The organism is Lysobacter sp. N42, assembly GCF_004344885.1.
Map to the genome: position 1 here is coordinate 520,902 of NZ_SKFB01000001.1, position 16,988 is coordinate 537,889.

Consider the following 16,988-nt stretch of genomic DNA (forward strand, 5'->3'; position numbering starts at 1 on the left):
GATGTATTAACAAAGAGCCGCCGAGTTTTGATAAACTCTGCGGCTCTTTTCGTTGGGAAGTTGGTTGTTGAAATGAAGTCGTTGTTGTCTTTACTTGCTGAATGTAGAACTCAAGATCGTCATAGTCTGAGACGTAAAATTCGTGAGCTTGGGAAAAACAGTGACGAAGAAAAGCTTGCGATTCTCAAAGCTAAAATTGAAGCCTCCCGTGAAAAAGTAAGCCAGAAAAGATCTGGATTTCCGAAAATCAATTACCCTGAGGACTTACCTGTTGTTCAGGCAAAAGATGACATTAAGAAAGCAATACAAGAAAACCAAGTTGTTGTCATTGCGGGAGAAACTGGGTCAGGCAAAACCACACAATTACCCAAGATTTTATTGGAAATGGGCTTTGGGGCAGCGGGTCTTATCGGCCATACGCAGCCACGTCGATTAGCGGCGCGCTCTGTAGCTACACGAATAGCTAGCGAACTAGGTGAGTTAGGAAATAGTATTGTTGGTCATAAGGTTAGGTTTCAAGATAAAACAGGTGACCAGACGTCAGTTAAATTAATGACCGACGGTATATTACTGGCAGAGTTACAAAATGACCGGTTTCTTAACGATTACGAAGTTATTATTATTGATGAAGCCCACGAGCGAAGCTTAAATATAGATTTTCTGTTGGGCGTGTTGAAACAGATTACCGAAAAGCGTACCGACCTAAAAATTATCGTTACTTCCGCGACAATCGAAACTCAACGATTTGCTGAACACTTCAGCAAGGCTCCTATTCTTGAGATTTCTGGCAGAACATATCCTGTGGAAGTTCGATATTCGCCGCTTGAGCGTACAAGTTATGCAGACGACATTCCTAAAACCTACGAAATAGATTTTGAAGAGGGTGTGGTTGACGCTATCGAAGAGCTTTGGCATGAAGCCGTTGGGGATATACTCATTTTCCTAAGTGGTGAGCGGGAAATTCGAGATTTAGCAGAATATCTGTCGAAACATTTGCGTTATCGCAATATTAACCCTGAAATTATTCCATTGTTTGCGCGTCTGTCTGCCCAAGAACAAAACCGTATATTTCAGCCACATCAGGGCGTAAGAATAGTTTTAGCGACCAACGTAGCGGAAACCTCTCTGACCGTACCAGGGATTAAATATGTGATTGACCCAGGTATGGCCAGAATTAGTCGTTATAGCTATCGCTCGAAAGTACAACGACTTCCTGTAGAGCCTATTTCACAAGCAAGCGCGAACCAGCGCGCTGGTCGGTGCGGGCGTCTCGAAGCCGGTATTTGCGTTCGGTTATACAGCGAGGATGACTTTAATCAGCGTCCAGAATTTACCGACCCAGAGATATTAAGAACTAACCTTGCGGCCGTTATTTTGCAAATGGCTAGTCTTAAACTAGGCGACATAAAGGCATTCCCCTTTCTACAAAGGCCTGACGACAGGTTTATTAATGACGGTTTACGGTTACTTGAAGAGCTGCAAGCCGTTGTGCCTTCGGCGAAGCGAAAAGGGAAGTTTGTTCGCCTGACTCCTATGGGGAAGCAGTTAGGGCGCCTTCCTATAGACCCCAAATTAGGCAGAATGATTCTTTGTGCAGCTGAAAAGCATTGTATGCGCGAAGTATTGATTATTGTTGCCGCTCTAAGTATTCAAGATCCGAGAGAGCGTCCGTTGGATGCTCAACAAAAGTCTGATCAGTTGCATGCTCGATTTCACGATGAAACCTCCGATTTCTTGGGTTATTTGAAGCTGTGGAACTATCTCCAAACACTTCAGAAGGAAGTGTCTAAAGGTCAGTTTAGAAAACGCTGTAAGCAAGAGTTCATTCATTACCTTCGAGTTAGGGAATGGCAGGATCTGTACAGCCAACTTAGGATGTCGGTGCGTGAGTTAGGCCTACCATTAAGCGAAGAAGAAGGCGTACCTGATCATATCCATCAAGCGTTGTTGTCTGGGCTACTGTCGCAAATTGGTACAAAAAGTGAGCAGCACGAATACTTGGGGGCAAGACAGACCAAGTTCTTTGTTTTTCCTGGCTCAGCACTGTTTAAGTCACAACCGAAGTGGATTATGGCCGGCGAACTTGTGGAAACATCTCGGCTGTACGCACGTAGTGTAGCGAAAATCAATCCACAATGGATTGAGCCCTTAGCGCTTCATTTGGTGAAGCGCACATATAACGAGCCTGTTTATTCTAAAAAGCAGGGCGCAGTTGTGGCGAACGAGCAGGTCACACTTTACGGGTTGCTTGTTGTTCCGCAGCGCAAAGTTCAGTTTGCTCGAATTGATCCGATACTTTCTCGTGAAATCTTTATCAAAGAAGCACTAGTGAATGGCCGGATACAAAAGGCACCGGAATTCGTAAAACATAACCTAGAACTGATTAGTGAAATACAAGATCTCGAGGCGAAGTCGAGAAGGCGAGATCTATTAGTTGACGAGATTGCTTTGTTCCATGCATATGAGCAATACATACCCGAACATATTTATGATGATCGAAGCTTATTGAATTGGTGGAAGAAGCTTTCTAAAGCCGATAGAGAAAGCTTGTTTTTTACCCAAGCGCAATTATTGAAACAGTCCACCGAGCACGTTCAGGAAGAACAATATCCAGACTTTTGGCAGCAAGGACAATTAAAAATACCGCTTAGGTACGTGTTCGAGCCGAGTGCAGATGACGACGGTGTGAACGTTACGATTCCATTGGCAGCTTTAAATCAAGTTCAAGAGCAAGGCTTCGACTGGCAGGTTCCTGCGTTTAGAAAGGAATTAGTCGCTGCATGGATTAAGAGTTTACCCAAGAAGTGGCGTCGAAACTTTGTGCCAGCGCCAGAGTTTGCGCAAGCTATTTTAAGCTCGGTTGAAAGCACGAAAGAACCATTGTTAAGTGTAATGACGAGGGAATTAAAGCGTATCACCGGTATAGAAGTACCTGCAGATGAATGGAATGCAGAACTTATTCCTAAGCATTTAAAAATTCATTTCAACGTGATTGATGAAAATGAGAAATTAATGCTGCGTGCGGATAGCTTAGATGAAGTAAAGCGCAAGTTAAAAGGCGAAGTGAAGGAAACCATTAACAATGCTGCTGGGCAAGATCTAGAGCGCGAAGGAATGACCGAATGGACTTTTGGGGCTTTACCTAAGCCTGTAGAGAAAAGTGAGGGAATATTTACGGTTAAGGCATTTCCAGCACTTCATCAAGAAGGTAAAACGGTTGCAATACGCGTTTTTGAGTCTGAGCATGAGGCTGAGAAATCGCATCGAGAGGGCGTAATTCACTTGCTGTATTTGGGCTGTAGCTCGCCCGTAAAGTATTTACAGCAGTCGCTGCCCGATAAAGCTAAATTGGCGATGTATTTTAATCCGTGGGGCAAAATTGAGGCACTGATTGATGATTGCATTAAGGCTGCAATTAGTAAGCTATTAGGCTCTCAAAATATAAAAGACCAAGAAGCGTTTGCTCGTACCTTAGAACATGTTCGCGGTAACCTTAATGAAGAAACATTACAGATTGCGCAATTAGCGCAAGAGTGTTTGTTGGTAGGACATGAGGTAAGCAAACGTATTAAAGGGAAAATTCCGCTAGCTCAGGCTCGTTCGTATGCAGATATTAAAGAGCATTTAGACAACCTTATTTTCCCTAAATTCGTTTCGAGCTATGGTTACGCTAAATTGCCCGACGTATTGCGGTATTTGCAGGCCTTGAGAAAACGGGTTGAGCGATTAGACGCAGATCCAAATCGTGATCGATTACGCGTTTTACAGGTTGAGAAAGTTACAGAAGAATGGAAAAAGCGTGTCGCGAAGAAGAAGCAAGATAACGAAAATACTGAAACGTTAGATCCGTTTAGGTGGCATATAGAAGAATATCGTGTATCACTATTTGCTCAAGAATTGGGCACGGCGTTTCCGGTGTCTGAGCAACGACTTATGAATGCACTGAAGGAACTGAATTAAAGAAAGGCGTTTACCGCGCTAGATAGCGTGGTAAACGGTTTCAAGTGAGCGTTAAGCGTATAAGCCTAAATTCTCTTTCGCGTAAGCTTCAAACTCTGTACAGCCGCCAATATGTTTCTCGTCGACAAAAATTTGTGGAACGGTGAGTACGGGTTTACCAATAGTCTTTTCTAGATCAGCTTTGCTGATACCCTCCGCAATAATATCTACATAACGATATTCGAAATCGTCTTTTTCGTGTTGGAGAGTCTCTGCGATTTGTTTCGCGCGAACGCAAAATGGGCATGAATCGCGCCCGAATATAACTGCTAGCATTTAAAGCTCCTTTACTACTTGGCTGCGCTAAATTAATTTCTTTTTATATTATGCCTGATTTCGATAAGTGCTACTAATCGTATGTGTAGATGTCGCTATTCGGGAGAATCGATTCCTTAATGCTCGATTTCTAAGTCGGTTTTAGCTTTGCAGGCGCAAGGTAAAATTTCTTGGGGTCTCATGTAGGCGAGGGGGTCGTTAATATACTCAACTTCGCCCGAAATAAGTGTTGTGCGGCAGGCTCCGCAAAAGCCACTGCGACAATGGTAACGGGTTTCAACCCCAGCTTGTTCTAAGGCCTCTAAAAGCGTTTGAGGTTGACCGGGGTCAACCTCAATAACTTGGCTCTTGTTTACTTTAACCTTTAACTTGCTGTTCATGAATTAAAGGTCGAAGTCTCCGAAGTCACCAGCGCTTACTTCACTGTCGATTTGGCCCACTAAGTACGAGCTAATTTCGGCTTCTTGCGGCGCAACTTGCACATTGTCAGAAACTAGATATTTATTCATCCAAGGCAAAGGATTGCTAGTCTGGTCGTATTGAGGCTCGAAGCCAATTGCAGCCATACGAAGGTTCGCAATGTACTCTACATACTGACATAAAATGTCTTTGTTCAAGCCAATCATAGAGCCGTTCTCGAACAAGTATTCAGCCCAGCCTTTTTCTTGCTCTACCGCTGAAGTGAAAATTTCTAATGCTTCTTCACGACACTCTTCGGCAATTTCTTTCATTTCTGGGTCGTCATCACCGTATTGCCACAAGTTTATAATGTGCTGTGTAGAAGTTAGGTGAAGGTTCTCGTCGCGCGCTATAAGGCGAATAATTTTCGAGTTGCCTTCCATAATTTCACGCTCTGCGAAAGCGAATGTACATGCGAAACTTACATAGAAACGAATCGCTTCCAAAGCATTTACAGAGTTTACGCAAAGGAACAACTTTTTCTTCAAGTCACGTACTGAAACTTGGTAGGTTTCGCCTTCAACTTCTACAGTTCCTTCGCCATGGGTTTGCCATAGCTGCGTATAGAAAATAAGGTCATCGTAGTACTTAGAAATGTCTGTCGCGCGTTTGCGAATCTGATCGTTCATGACGATATCGTCAAACACTTTCGCTGGGTCGCTAAACAAATTTCTTAAAATGTGGGTGTATGAACGCGAGTGAATGGTTTCAGAAAATGACCAAGTTTCAATCCAAGTCTCGAGTTCTGGCAATGACACTATAGGAAGTAGGGCGATATTCGGGCTACGGCCTTGTACTGAGTCTAACAACGTTTGATATTTCAAGTTTGAAATGAAAATGTGTTTTTCGCTGTCAGTCATCGCTTGGAAGTCCACGCGGTCGCGGCTAACGTCAACTTCTTCAGGGCGCCAGAAGAAGCTTAACTGCTTTTCAATAAGCTTCTCAAAAATGCTGTGGCGCTGCTGATCATAACGGGCAACGTTAACTGGATTACCGAAAAACATCGGCTCACCAAGAGGATTCACATTCGTTTGATTAAACGTTGAATAGCGCATGTTTAAACTCCTTAAATTTTACAAGCGCCGCCAGCGCAGTCGTCGTCTTCTTCTATCGTTGCAGTCACAGCCGCTTGAGCTTGGTCTGCCTTGTCTTCCATTTTCTTACGAGCTGTAGCTGAAAGGTCGGTTTGACTGTCTGCCGCACCATCGCGTGTATTATGGTAATACATGGTTTTTACACCCAGCTTGTACGCATACAGTAGATCTTGCAGTAACTGACGCATCGGTACTTTACCGCCTTCAAACTTGCCCGGATCGTAGTTGGTGTTTGCAGAAATGGTTTGGTCCACAAACTTTTGCATAATCGCGACAAGCTCTAGGTAACCTTTATTACTTGGGATTGACCACAGCAATTCATACTGGTCTTTCAAACGTTCGAACTCTGGTACAACTTGCTTCAACACACCGTCTTTTGAAGACTTAATGCTGATATGACCACGAGGCGGCTCAATACCGTTTGTCGCGTTAGAGATTTGCGACGACGTTTCAGAAGGCATAAGCGCCGACAACGTAGAGTTACGAAGACCATACTCCTTAATTGAAGCTCGTAAGCCTTCCCAGTCTAAATGCAGAGGTTCTTCACAAATGCTATCGATTTCTTTTTTGTACGTGTCGATAGGCAAGATACCGTCGGCATAAGTTGTCTCGTTAAACTTCGGACACGCACCTTTTTCTTTTGCCAATTCGTTAGAAGCTTTCATGAGGTAGTACTGAATAGCTTCAAAGGTTTTGTGAACCAAGCCGTTTGCACTTCCGTCTGAATAGCGCACACCATTCTTAGCTAAGTAGTAGGCAAAGTTAATAACACCTATACCGAGTGTTCTACGCGCCATGCTTGCACTACGTGCAGCAGGAACAGGGTAGTCTTGGTAATCCAGTAAGCTGTCTAGTGAACGTACCGCTAGGTCGGCAAGTTCTTCTAAATCGTCTAACGACTTAATTGCACCTAGATTAAATGCAGACAAGGTACAAAGCGCAATTTCGCCATTCTCGTCGTTGATATGCTCTAGTGGCTTAGTGGGTAGTGCAATTTCTAAGCACAAGTTACTTTGACGTACAGGAGCAAGTTTCGGGTTAAACGGGCTATGGTTGTTCGTATGATCTACGTTTTGTAAGTAAATACGACCCGTGCTGGCACGTTCTTGCATAAACAAGCTAAACAGTTCGATAGCTTTTATCCGCTTCTTACGAATTGAATCGTCAGCTTCGTATTGCACGTACAAACGCTCAAACTCGTCTTGGTCTGCGAAAAACGCGTCGTATAAACCTGGCACGTCTGAAGGGCTGAATAATGTGATGTAGTCGTCTTTAATCAAACGCTGGTACATGGTTTTGTTGAACTGCACACCATAGTCTAGGTGGCGCACACGGTTTTCTTCTACACCGCGGTTGTTTTTAAGTACCAGTAAAGACTCAACTTCCAAGTGCCAAAGTGGGTAGAACAACGTAGCCGCACCGCCACGAACACCACCTTGAGAGCAGCTTTTAACTGCTGTCTGGAAGTATTTGAAAAACGGAATACAACCTGTGTGGTAGGCTTCGCCATTACGAATAGGGCTACCTAACGCGCGAATACGGCCTGCATTAATACCAATACCCGCACGTTGAGAAACGTATTTTACAATTGCACTTGCCGTTGCATTGATGGAGTCGAGACTGTCACCACATTCAATAAGCACACAGGAGCTAAATTGACGAGTAGGGGTTCTTACACCAGACATGATAGGTGTAGGCAACGAAAGCTTGAATGTAGATGCTGCGTCATAGAAACGGCGAATGTAGTCTAAACGTGTTTCAGCTGGGTATTTGGCGAACAAGCATGCGGCCACTAAAACGTAAAGGAACTGGGCGCTTTCAAACACTTCGCCAGTAACACGGTTTTGAACAAGATATTTACCTTCCAACTGTTTAACAGCAGCATAAGAGAAGTTTAAGTCTCTGCTATGCTCTAGAAAGTCGTTCATCTCGTTGAATTCTGCTTCGCTGTAGTCTTCCAGCAAGTGTTTGTCGTAACGGTTGCTTTCAACCATTGCTTTTACGTGCTGGTATAAGTGCGGAGGCTCGAACTCACCATATGCTTTTTTGCGTAGGTGGAAAATAGCTAGCCGTGCAGCTAGGTATTGATAATCGGGTGCATCTTCAGAGATAAGGTCAGCAGCTGCTTTGATGATGGTTTCGTGAATGTCGTCGGTGCGAATACCGTCATAAAATTGAATTTGTGACTTTATTTCAACTTGCGAGACAGAAACATTGTTTAAACCTTCAGCTGCCCAACTCACCACTCGGTGGATTTTGTCTAGGTCTAATGCTTCTCTTGTTCCATTGCGCTTGGTGACTTGGATAGACTGGCTCATGGCTCCCTCACTCATTTATTGTTATCACTATATCTTGTGTCCGTAGTGGTGTTGGTCTGAAAATAACCACAAGATATTGTGTTGGGGTATGTGCGGTACTTTAGTGAGGAATGTGGTTTTGATCAAGCAAGAAATTTGAAGATTTGAGCATTTTTTTTATTGAACTTTGCGATAGCCATAACTGGCGTGGGTTTCGCTGTTAATTCGATTTTATAATAAAATAATAACCGACAAAGACGACTTAGCTATATATGACTTTTGCGGTAATTTTCTGTCTATTATAAAAGCAGGTACGCCATCAACCTAACCACTGCGCTATGGCCTCTGGTGCTTCTGCGACGAAATCATAGCCCCAGCTCTCTGGGTTGTCCTGCTCGGTAAAATAGCCCCAGTTTGCTAAAACCGTTTTCATATTGGCACGGCGACCGGCTTCTATGTCCCGTGCAGCATCTCCTACGTATAAGCAATGCTCGGGTCTTACCTCGAGCTGTTGAGCTGATAGTAAAAGTGGCTCGGGATTCGGCTTCGCCACGCTTAAGGTATCGCCACTGATTATACTTTTCATCGCTTTTAGTTCATCGAACGCCTGTACAATCGGCACCGTATATTTATGAGGCTTGTTGGTTACTACACCTGTTTTAATTCCGATACATTGAAGCTGATTAAGCAACTCTTGTACACCTTCAAAATATCGGGTTTTACTAAGTAAGCACGACTCATATACGCTTAAAAACTCAGTTCTTAATTGGTGTTCGGTTTGAGCATTAAAGTCGTCGCCAAATCCAAGTTGCAACAACCCCCTCGAGCCATGGCTTGCTATTGGGCGTATGCGGTCGTATGAAATTATTTCTCTTTGCCGTTGACGTAACATTTCATTCAATGCGAAACCAAGGTCATGGGCCGTGTCGAGCAGTGTACCGTCAAGATCGAAAATTACGGCCTGAATATCAGTAAGAGAAATGTTTTGCATGACTAGTCCTAAGCTTCTTTTTCACAGCAAACAATGTAGTTTACGTCTACGTTTCTGTCGCTGGTATAAAAAGCAGAGGTAAGTGGGTTGTAATGTATGCCAGTCATTTGCTTCGCAAATAGGCCATTTTCACTGGCGACAGAGAGTAACTCAGATGGCTTAATAAACTTGTTGGCGTCGTGCGTTCCTTTCGGTACCCATTGAAGCACATATTCAGCCATATAAACGCCTAGTAACTTAGCTTTAAGCGTTCTGTTCAATGTAGAGAAAATAACTTTCCCACCAGGTTTAACGAGCTGAGCACAAGCTGCGACAATACTTTCTGGGTGCGGAACGTGCTCCAACATTTCAAGACATGTAACAACTTCGAATTGCTGCTTGTGGTTTTCCGCAAACTCTTCAGCAGTGGATTGCTGGTAATCAATTGAAACTTTGCTCTCTAGCGCGTGAAGCTTGGCTACGCTCAGGCCTTCTTCGCCCATGTCTATAGCTGTTACATTTGCACCAGCTTTTGCCATTGCTTCACTGAGTAATCCACCCCCGCAGCCCACGTCGAGTACTTTTTTGCCATTTAGTCCGGCTACATTCATGTCTATAAACTGAACACGCAGGGGATTGATTTGATGCAACGGCTTAAATTGACCTTCAGGGTCCCACCACTGAGATGATATATCATTAAATTTATTGATCTCAGTAGGATCTACGTTTTGCATGAGGACTCCGAGAAATAGTTTTTTATAAGAATATTAAGTTGTATTAAAGTGTACCTGAGCAAAAACTTTGAAACCAGATCTTGATGCGTTAGAGAGGTGTCAACATAGCATTGCTATGGTATGCTAACTCAGTTCACAGCTCACTTAAGTGAAGACATAACAATAACGATATGAAGTCGAAAGATTCAGGGAATAAAATATGAGCGATCTTGCCAAAGAAGTCCTACCGGTCAATATCGAAGACGAGCTAAAAAATTCGTACTTAGACTATGCCATGAGCGTCATTATCGGTCGGGCACTTCCAGATGTACGGGATGGATTAAAACCAGTTCATCGTCGCGTATTATTTGCAATGAATGTACTGGGTAATGACTTTAACAAGCCGTACAAGAAGTCAGCACGTGTTGTTGGTGACGTTATCGGTAAATACCACCCGCACGGTGACTCGGCTGTATACGATACGATCGTTCGAATGGCTCAACCGTTCTCTCTACGGTATATGTTGGCCGACGGTCAAGGTAACTTCGGTTCTGTAGACGGCGACTCCGCTGCAGCAATGCGTTACACCGAAGTTCGCATGGCGAAAATTTCGCACCAGTTACTTGCCGACTTAGATAAAGAAACGGTCGATTTCGTGCCGAACTACGATGGCACAGAACAAATTCCTGAAGTTTTACCTACCCGCATTCCGAACCTGTTAGCTAACGGTTCTTCGGGTATTGCCGTAGGTATGGCGACAAACATTCCTCCGCATAACCTCAATGAAGTGATTAATGGCTGTCTTGCTATGATCGACAACCCAGACATTACTCTGGAAGAGGTTATGGAATACATTCCGGGTCCTGACTTCCCAACCGCAGGTATCGTTTCAGGGCGCCAAGGGATTATTGATGCTTATAAAACAGGCCGTGGCAAAATTTATATTCGTGCACGTGCTGAAGTTATTGTGGACGAGAACTCAGGTCGTGAAACGATCATCGTTCATGAACTGCCTTACCAGGTAAACAAAGCGAAGCTTATTGAGAAAATCGCTGAGTTGGTTAAAGAAAAACGTATTGAAGGTATTAGCGCATTACGTGATGAGTCTGACAAAGACGGAATGCGTGTGGTTATAGAGCTTAAGCGTGGCGAGTCTGGTGACGTAATGCTTAACCACTTATACCGAAACACCCAGTTGCAAGTAGCATTCGGGTTTAACATGGTTGCCTTGGACAAGGGCCAGCCTAAGTTATTCAACCTTACCGAAATGTTAGAAGCGTTTATTACTCACAGACGAGAGGTAGTAACACGCAGAACCGTTTATGAATTACGCAAAGCGAGAGAGCGTGCACATACACTTGAAGGCTTGGCGATTGCTCTAGCCAACATTAATGATGTGATTGAGCTGATTAAGCGTTCACCTTCACCTGCGGAAGCAAAAGCTGAATTGATCAGTAAAGGTTGGTCTTTAGGCGACGTAGCCGTGATGTTGGAGCGTGCAGGCGTAGACGCTGCGCGTCCTGACTGGGTAGAAGTTGGCTTTGGTGTGGTTGACGGCGAATATCGCCTAACCGAAATCCAAGCGCAAGCCATCCTTGATTTGCGTTTACACAAGTTAACCGGTTTAGAACACGAGAAAATTCTTAACGAATATAAAGATCTTTTATCGCTGATAGAAGAACTTATGCATATCTTGGCAAGTTCTGAGCGCTTAATGGAAGTTATTCGTGAAGAACTTGAGCAGGTTAAAGCTGATTTCGGCGACGAGCGCCGCACAGAAATTACTGCCGCAAGTCACGACATTAACTTGGAAGACTTGATTGAGCAGGAAGACGTTGTGGTAACACTTTCTCACCAAGGTTATGTGAAATACCAGTCACTAGGTGAGTACGAAGCGCAAAAACGCGGCGGTAAAGGCAAAGCAGCGACGAAAATGAAGGACGAGGACTTTATTGAGCGTCTGCTTGTTGCCAACACCCACGACATGATTTTGTGTTTCTCAAGTTTAGGCCGTGTGTACTGGATGAAGACATACCAGTTGCCGCAAGCAAGCCGTGCGTCACGTGGTAAGCCGATTGTTAACTTATTGCCATTACAAAGCGACGAGCGTATTACTGCAATACTGCCAATTTCAGACTTTGAAGATGACAAATTCGTATTAATGGCAACTCGCAGTGGAACTGTTAAGAAGACTCCATTAGTAGAGTACTCTCGCCCACGTTCAAACGGTATTATCGCTTTGAATCTCGCGGAAGGTGATGAGCTTATCGGCGTTGATATTACCAACGGCTCGAATGAAGTGCTGTTGTTCTCTGACGCCGGTAAAGTGGTACGTTTTGCAGAAGACCAAGTACGCTCGATGGGCCGCACAGCCACTGGTGTTCGAGGAATGCGAATTGAAGACGAGCAAAAAATTGTGTCTTTAATTATTCCGCGTTCGCAAGACAATGCAATTCTAACGGTAACAGAAAACGGTTTCGGTAAGCGTACGCCATTAGCTGATTACCCAGCGAAGAGTCGTGCAACGAAAGGTGTCGTATCTATTAAAGTAAGCGAACGAAATGGCGCTGTGGTTGGTGCTCTAGAAGTTGAAAGTGGTGAGCACTTAATGCTGATTAGTAACCGCGGAACCCTAGTTCGAACTCGTGTAGATGAAGTGTCGCAAGTCGGCCGAAATACACAAGGCGTTACGTTAATTCGAACTGCAAGTGACGAAGTTGTTGTTGGTGTAGCTCGTATTGCGGAAATCGAAGTTGACGAAGATGCTGAGTTAGATAACGAGAGTATCGACGGGGAAGTTGAAGCAGGCGAGGGTGAGAATAACTCGCCAGAGCAAGGAGAATAAACTTGATCTATAACTTCTCAGCGGGGCCGGCAATGTTGCCGGCTCCTGTGTTAGCGAAGGTACAAAAACAGCTAAATGACTGGCAAGGACTTGGCTTCTCTGTCATGGAAATCAGCCATCGCGACCCGGTATTTATTAAAATGGCGGACGAGTCTGAGCAAGACCTGCGAGACCTCATGTCGATTCCTGACAATTACTCTGTGCTATTTATGCATGGAGGTGGTCGAGGCCAGTTTTCTGCATTACCGCAGAATATTGCAGGTGCAGACGCGACCGTAGACTACTTAAACACCGGCATTTGGTCTCAATATGCGATCAAAGAAGCCCAAAAGTACGTGAAAAACGTGAACGTAGTAGACGCTGTAACTGAGCTTAATGGTAAGAAGCGGGTTCAAGACGTCGACACATGGAACCTTTCAGATAACGCGGCTTACTTTCATTATTGTCCAAATGAAACTGTAGACGGTATTGCTATTCACAACGTACCGCAGGTTAAAGCCCCTGTAGTTGCGGATATGTCATCGGTTATTTTGGCTGAACCGATCGACGTGAGTCAGTTCGGCGTAATCTACGCAGGTGCGCAAAAGAATATCGGGCCTTCGGGGTTTGCCGTAGTCATTATTCGTAATGACTTACTGGAAACGCAACAGGACCGCGTATGCACGGTGATGAACTACAACGTGCAAGCCGAAGAAAAGTCTTTGTACAACACCCCAAATACATTTGCTTGGTATTTGTCAGCGGAAGTATTTAAGTGGATTAAGGCCGAAGGTGGTTTAGAGGCTATGGCTGATTTAAACCACCGAAAAGCCAAATTACTTTATGAATGTATCGATAGTTCGGCGTTTTATAATAACGCTATAGATACTCAGAATCGTTCGATTATGAATGTCCCATTCCAACTTAAAAACCCTGACCTGGACGCGCTTTTCCTGAAACAGTCTGCCGACCAAGGGCTTATTGCGTTGAAGGGGCACCGATTTGTAGGTGGTATGCGAGCGAGTATGTATAACGCAATGCCGTACGAGGGTGCGGTAGAACTTGTAAACTTTATGACCAAGTTTGCACAAGAACATCAATAACAAAAATTGAATTAACAATGAGGTAGTCATGCACGAGTTTGATGCTGCGAATCTTGCCTTACCTGGCATCCGTAACTTAAGCCCTTATCAAGCGGGGAAACCGATTGAAGAACTAGAACGCGAGCTTGGTATAAAAGATATTGTAAAACTTGCGTCTAATGAAAATCCTTTGGGCGTGAGCGAGAAGGTTCGCGAGGCTTTAATAAACAAAGTTGAAGCTTTAGCACGTTACCCAGACGCGAACGGTTTCTACTTAAAATCGGCAATTAGTGAGAAGTTTGGTATCGATACAAACCAAATCACGCTTGGTAACGGCTCTAACGATGTTTTAGAGCTGCTTGCGCGTACCTATGTTACTTCTGAGCATGAAGTTATTTTCTCTCAGCACGCATTTGTGGTTTACCCGTTGGTCACGCAAGCTATAGGCGCTACTCCTGTTAAGGTCCCTGCTAAGGATTACGGCCACGACCTGGACGCGATGAAGGCTGCTGTAACCGATAAAACACGTATGATCTTTATCGCAAACCCGAACAATCCTACCGGCACATTTTTGTCGAGTGAGGAAATTGAAGGTTTTATTAAAGATATCCCACAGCACGTTTTAGTCGTTCTCGACGAAGCTTATTACGAGTACGTGCCGGAGCAGGAACGTGCGCCTTCGTTTTCTTGGATCAAAAAATATCCAAACTTAGTGGTGAGCCGCACATTCTCTAAAGCGTATGGTTTAGCGGGGATTCGTGCCGGTTTTGCTGTTTCACACCCAAGTGTTGCCGATTTGATGAATCGTATTCGTCAGCCATTTAATATGAATGAATTGGCGTTAACAGCCGCTTTAGCAGCGTTACAAGACGATGACTTCCTAGCCAAGTCTGTAGAGGTGAACGCTCGAGGTATGAAGCAGCTTATTGCATTTTGTGAGGAGGTTAATTTGTCGTATATTCCGTCTCACGGCAACTTCATAACAATTGAATTTGGACCTCAGTCGGCAGAGATATACGACAAGTTACTTCACTTAGGTGTGATTGTGCGCCCAGTGGCTGGCTATGAGCTTCCAAACCATCTACGCGTAAGCATCGGGACAAAGGAAGAGAACGAAGCGTTTATAAAGGCTTTTTCGCAAATTCTTAATGGCTAAAGATCAACTTACGATAGCAGGACCGAGGCACGCCGCTGGTGTGCTTCGTCTTCCTGGTTCAAAAAGTATTTCTAACCGTGCGTTGCTTATGGCGGCGCTTGGTGCTCCAGCGCATCTCTCCAATGTTCTTATGAGCGACGACACACAACGTATGCTTGATGCGCTGTCCTTATTAGGTGTTCGAGCCACCATCGAAGATAACAACGTTAATTTGGTTCAGGGTTTAAGTCATCAAACTGATGCCAAAGAGAACAAACTACATACCCTGGATTTGGGGAATGCGGGAACAGCTATGCGCCCGTTAACGGCAATATTAGCGGCTCGCCCTGGTCAATATCTGCTTACCGGTGATAAACGTATGTGCGAGCGGCCTATTGGTCCACTTGTAGAAGCTTTACGCCAATTAGGAGCAGATATCGAATATAAAGGACAAATTGGTTTTCCACCGCTACTTATCCATGGAAAAGCGCTAACGGGTGGCTACTGTGAACTCGACGCTACGATGTCTAGCCAGTACATTACCGCTCTATTGATGATGTTACCGTGCCTTGCAGGCGACTCTACATTGACTCTGAAGGGAGAATTGGTGTCGTGGCCTTATGTCGAGATTACCTTGAAGATGATGGCAGATTTTGGAATATCGGATGTTCTCGTTCGTGGGCGTACAATTCACACAAGAGGTGGCCAGAGCTACCAATGCGCAGAGAGTTATCAAGTCGAAAGTGATGCTTCCTCGGCGTCTTATTTTATTTCAGGGGCTGCGATAACGAATAGTTCACTCGTGCTAGAAGGAGTAGGGAAGAATAGCGTTCAAGGAGACATCCAGTTCGTAGATGTTATGCGTGAAATGGGTGCGCAAATTGAAATTGAGAAGGGCTCAATTCGAGTACTGGGCGCACCTAACGGACTTGTAGGCTTGGACTGCGACCTAAATCATATTCCCGATGCAGCCATGACCATCGCCACCGTTGCCATATTTGCCGAAGGACCTACAACGATTCGTAATATCGAGAACTGGCGCATAAAAGAAACCGATCGTCTCGCCGCTATGGCGACTGAATTGAGTAAAGTCGGAGCGCAAGTCGAAGAAGGCCGAGATTTCTTAACCATATATCCTCCTAAAATTCATACTCATGCAATGATTGAAACCTATGATGATCACCGCATGGCAATGTGTTTTTCGCTACTAGGGCTAAAAGGCCCTGGCATCACTATTTTGGACCCTCAATGTTGCTCTAAAACCTACCCCGGTTTTTTTGAAGACTTTGAAAGGGTGTTTGTAAAAGACATGTCTGCTAGCTAACTACGAACAAATCTTCGTGCATTTTTCCTCAAAGTCCGTATAATTTTGCGGCTTAAATTTTTTAAGTTGGCATTCAACCGAAGCAAGTTTAGAGGCACTGTCTATTTATGGAAACGACTTCCAATGCAACCCAAGCCCCTGTGATCACTATTGATGGTCCTGGTGGTGCTGGTAAAGGAACGATAAGCCGAATGGTTGCAGACCGTCTTGGTTGGAAGCTTTTGGACAGTGGCGCAATTTACCGCGTACTCGCTGTCGCCGCTTCACATCATAACTTTAAACCGGAAGACGAAGAGGGCTTAGTCGCTTTGGCTGCAGACCTAGACGTTGAGTTTATCGTTAATGAGAAGACAGGCTCTACCCACGTGGTACTTGAGGGCGAAGACGTAACAGAAACAATTCGCCAAGAAATAATGGGGCAAACAGCCTCTAAAATAGCAGCCTTGCCTAGAGTTCGCGAGGCGTTATTGCGCCGTCAGCGTGGTTTTAGGGAGTTACCTGGTTTAGTTGCCGATGGTCGTGACATGGGCACTGTAGTTTTTCCCGACGCGCAAGCTAAAATATTTTTAACGGCAAGCCCTGAAGAGCGCGCAAAACGTAGGTTTTTGCAATTGCAGGAAAAGGGTGTTGATGCTAAAATGAACAATCTCGTTGTGGAAATTAAAGAACGTGACGACCGAGACATGAACCGCTCTGTAGCACCTCTGAAGGCTGCGGAGGGTTCGTTGATTTTAGATTCTACTGATAAATCAATAGAATCGGTTTTGAAAGAAGTTTTAGAATTTGCGCATTCGCAAATTTCTGGAAAAATTTGA

The 16,988-nt window shown here is 44.5% G+C and carries 11 protein-coding genes and 1 pseudogene; 6 read left to right on the top strand and 6 right to left on the bottom strand.

Annotated elements, in window-relative coordinates:
• Positions 1-72: 72 nt before the first annotated feature.
• Entirely contained in the window at positions 73-3,960 is a 3,888-nt protein-coding gene (hrpA, locus tag EYQ95_RS02655) for an ATP-dependent RNA helicase HrpA (protein WP_111914838.1), read from the top strand.
• A 51-nt stretch (positions 3,961-4,011) separates the two neighbouring features.
• Here hrpA and EYQ95_RS02660 read toward each other — a convergent pair whose 3' ends face one another.
• The 6 genes and pseudogenes from EYQ95_RS02660 to ubiG form a co-directional block, all read right to left on the bottom strand.
• Positions 4,012-4,275, bottom strand: a complete 264-nt coding sequence (locus EYQ95_RS02660; protein ID WP_111914244.1) for a GrxA family glutaredoxin — start codon at positions 4,273-4,275, stop codon at positions 4,012-4,014.
• Between the two features lie 116 nt (positions 4,276-4,391).
• Positions 4,392-4,655, bottom strand: a complete 264-nt coding sequence (gene yfaE, locus EYQ95_RS02665) for a class I ribonucleotide reductase maintenance protein YfaE (RefSeq protein ID WP_111914243.1) — start codon at positions 4,653-4,655, stop codon at positions 4,392-4,394.
• A 3-nt stretch (positions 4,656-4,658) separates the two neighbouring features.
• Complete coding sequence (nrdB, locus tag EYQ95_RS02670) at positions 4,659-5,789, bottom strand: class Ia ribonucleoside-diphosphate reductase subunit beta (protein WP_111914242.1); 1,131 nt, start codon at positions 5,787-5,789, stop codon at positions 4,659-4,661.
• A gap of 11 nt (positions 5,790-5,800) precedes the next feature.
• The gene (nrdA, locus tag EYQ95_RS02675; RefSeq protein WP_111914241.1) at positions 5,801-8,146 is read right to left on the bottom strand and encodes a class 1a ribonucleoside-diphosphate reductase subunit alpha; all 2,346 of its coding nucleotides are present in this window, start codon (positions 8,144-8,146) and stop codon (positions 5,801-5,803) included.
• A 298-nt stretch (positions 8,147-8,444) separates the two neighbouring features.
• Positions 8,445-9,116, bottom strand: coding sequence for an HAD family hydrolase (locus tag EYQ95_RS02680; RefSeq protein ID WP_111914240.1), 672 nt, complete (start codon positions 9,114-9,116; stop codon positions 8,445-8,447).
• Between the two features lie 8 nt (positions 9,117-9,124).
• Positions 9,125-9,841, bottom strand: a pseudogene (gene ubiG / locus EYQ95_RS02685) (bifunctional 2-polyprenyl-6-hydroxyphenol methylase/3-demethylubiquinol 3-O-methyltransferase UbiG); the annotation flags it as partial.
• Positions 9,842-10,028: 187 nt separating this feature from the next.
• Here ubiG and gyrA point away from each other — a divergent pair.
• From gyrA to cmk, 5 genes are all read left to right on the top strand, one after another.
• Entirely contained in the window at positions 10,029-12,653 is a 2,625-nt protein-coding gene (gyrA, locus tag EYQ95_RS02690) for a DNA gyrase subunit A (protein ID WP_111914238.1), read from the top strand.
• Between the two features lie 2 nt (positions 12,654-12,655).
• Complete coding sequence (serC, locus tag EYQ95_RS02695) at positions 12,656-13,735, top strand: 3-phosphoserine/phosphohydroxythreonine transaminase (protein WP_343141657.1); 1,080 nt, start codon at positions 12,656-12,658, stop codon at positions 13,733-13,735.
• A 28-nt stretch (positions 13,736-13,763) separates the two neighbouring features.
• On the top strand, positions 13,764-14,870 hold the full coding sequence (gene hisC, locus EYQ95_RS02700; RefSeq protein ID WP_111914236.1) for a histidinol-phosphate transaminase: 1,107 nt from the start codon (positions 13,764-13,766) through the stop codon (positions 14,868-14,870).
• Complete coding sequence (gene aroA, locus EYQ95_RS02705; RefSeq protein WP_111914235.1) at positions 14,863-16,173, top strand: 3-phosphoshikimate 1-carboxyvinyltransferase; 1,311 nt, start codon at positions 14,863-14,865, stop codon at positions 16,171-16,173. The genes hisC and aroA overlap by 8 nt, the downstream gene beginning before the upstream one ends.
• A gap of 107 nt (positions 16,174-16,280) precedes the next feature.
• Positions 16,281-16,988 carry a (d)CMP kinase gene (cmk, locus tag EYQ95_RS02710; protein WP_111914234.1) on the top strand — a complete coding sequence of 236 codons (708 nt, stop codon included), beginning with the start codon at positions 16,281-16,283 and terminating at the stop codon, positions 16,986-16,988.

Bases quoted from the DNA above. Each gene is read 5' to 3' on its own strand.
- hrpA (WP_111914838.1), top strand. From the start codon at position 73: ATGAAGTCGTTGTTGTCTTTACTTGCTGAATGTAGAACTCAAGATCGT.
- EYQ95_RS02660 (WP_111914244.1), bottom strand. From the start codon at position 4,275: ATGCTAGCAGTTATATTCGGGCGCGATTCATGCCCATTTTGCGTTCGC.
- yfaE (WP_111914243.1), bottom strand. From the start codon at position 4,655: ATGAACAGCAAGTTAAAGGTTAAAGTAAACAAGAGCCAAGTTATTGAG.
- nrdB (WP_111914242.1), bottom strand. From the start codon at position 5,789: ATGCGCTATTCAACGTTTAATCAAACGAATGTGAATCCTCTTGGTGAG.
- nrdA (WP_111914241.1), bottom strand. From the start codon at position 8,146: ATGAGCCAGTCTATCCAAGTCACCAAGCGCAATGGAACAAGAGAAGCA.
- EYQ95_RS02680 (WP_111914240.1), bottom strand. From the start codon at position 9,116: ATGCAAAACATTTCTCTTACTGATATTCAGGCCGTAATTTTCGATCTT.
- gyrA (WP_111914238.1), top strand. From the start codon at position 10,029: ATGAGCGATCTTGCCAAAGAAGTCCTACCGGTCAATATCGAAGACGAG.
- hisC (WP_111914236.1), top strand. From the start codon at position 13,764: ATGCACGAGTTTGATGCTGCGAATCTTGCCTTACCTGGCATCCGTAAC.
- aroA (WP_111914235.1), top strand. From the start codon at position 14,863: ATGGCTAAAGATCAACTTACGATAGCAGGACCGAGGCACGCCGCTGGT.
- cmk (WP_111914234.1), top strand. From the start codon at position 16,281: ATGGAAACGACTTCCAATGCAACCCAAGCCCCTGTGATCACTATTGAT.